This window comes from Streptomyces sp. NPDC051020, assembly GCF_040683105.1.
Lineage (GTDB): Bacteria > Actinomycetota > Actinomycetes > Streptomycetales > Streptomycetaceae > Streptomyces.
Genome location: NZ_JBFBCG010000227.1, coordinates 1 through 1,529, shown reverse-complemented (window position 1 = coordinate 1,529; position 1,529 = coordinate 1). Strand labels below are relative to the sequence as shown.

Annotated in this window: 2 protein-coding genes; both read left to right on the top strand. The window is 68.8% G+C overall.

From position 1 onward, the window contains the following. Positions 1-76: 76 nt before the first annotated feature. Entirely contained in the window at positions 77-472 is a 396-nt protein-coding gene (locus AB0N06_RS38865) for a hypothetical protein (RefSeq protein WP_366139370.1), read from the top strand. Then, entirely contained in the window at positions 469-1,497 is a 1,029-nt protein-coding gene (locus AB0N06_RS38860) for an IS3 family transposase (protein ID WP_366139371.1), read from the top strand. Before AB0N06_RS38865 ends, AB0N06_RS38860 begins: the two co-directional genes overlap by 4 nt. The last annotated feature ends 32 nt before the right edge of the window (positions 1,498-1,529 follow it).

Sequence of the window (1,529 nt, the reverse complement as noted above, 5' to 3'; positions counted from 1 at the left end):
CCCTTCCTGACAGTCTCGGCTGAGGCACCCGGCACCTCGGGTTAGCCTGGATGGGCGAGACAGGAGCAACCCCGGCATGGCCAGTACCACCGACCCCCAGTCCGGTCCCGAGCGGGACCCGGCACCGCGTCCGAAGCGGCGCACGTTCCCGGCCGAGTACAAGCTGCGGATCGTCGCGGAGTACGACGCGGCACCGAACGGTGAGAAGGGCGCGATCCTGCGCCGCGAGCGGCTCTACCACTCGCACATCATCGAGTGGCGGGCCGCAAGGGACGCGGGCGCGATGGCCACGCTGACCGACCAGCGCACCTCGGCCGCCCGGCCGAAGAAGGCGGCAGAGCAGGCCGAGCTGGAGCGGCTGCGCAAGAGGGTCGCCCGGCTGGAGGCCGAGGCCGCCCGCAAGGACGCCGCGCTGGAGCTCATGGGAAAAGCCAACGCGCTCTTGGAACTGCTCTCCGAGAGCGCGGACTGAAGCCTGCCGCCGACCAGATCGTCGACGAGTTCTTTCCCGCGCTGGAACGGGAGTTGACCACCGCGGCCGCGTGCCGGCTGACCGGCCGCTCGCGGGCCACGCACTACCGGCGGCTCAACCCGCCCACCCCACGCGAGCGGGCCCCTCGCCCCGCCCCGGCCTCGGCGCTGACCCCGGCCGAGCGGGCCGAGATCCTGGCCGTGCTGAACCGGCCCGACTACGTCGACCTGCCGCCCGCCCAGGTGTGGGCCCGGGAGCTGGACGAGGGCCGCTACTGGTGCTCGGAGCGCACCATGTACCGGATCCTGGCCGCCGCCGGGCAGTCCGGCGAGCGGCGCCGCCAGGCCACCCACCCGGCCAAGACCGTCCCGCAACTGGTGGCCACCGCCCCGTGCCAGGTGCTGACCTGGGACATCAGCAAACTGCGGGGCCCGGACAAGGGCGAGTGGTACCACCTCTACGTGATCATCGACATCTACAGCCGCTACATCTGCGGCTTCACCGTCGAACGTGCTGAATCCGCCGACCGGGCCGAGGAGTTGATCCGCGAGACCATCGAGCGCAACGGCATCGTGCCCGAGACCGTGCACGCCGACCGCGGCACCTCCATGACGTCCAAGAAGGTCTCCCAGCTGCTGCTCGACCTCGGCGTGACCAGATCGCACTCACGGCCGAAGGTGAGCAACGACAACCCCTTCAGCGAGGCGAACTTCAAAACAATCAAGTACTGCGGCGAGTACCCGGACTCCTTCAACTCTTTGGCGCACGCCAGGGATTGGTGTGAGGGCTTCATCTCGTACTACAACCACGAGCACCGCCACAGCGGCATCGGCCTGCATACCCCTGCTTCCGTCCACTTCGGCACCGCGGAACTGGTCCGCGAGCAGCGCGCGGTCACCCTCGCCGAGGCATACGCCCGCCACCCCGAACGCTTCACCCGCCGCCCCGTGCCGCCCGCGATTCCCGGGCAAGTCTGGATCAACGAACCGAAGCCGGAGACAGAACCAGCAAGACAGTCTTCATAGCATCAAACCGTCTCATTTGACTTGACAACTTC

Bases quoted from the DNA above. Each gene is read 5' to 3' on its own strand.
- AB0N06_RS38865 (WP_366139370.1), top strand. From the start codon at position 77: ATGGCCAGTACCACCGACCCCCAGTCCGGTCCCGAGCGGGACCCGGCA.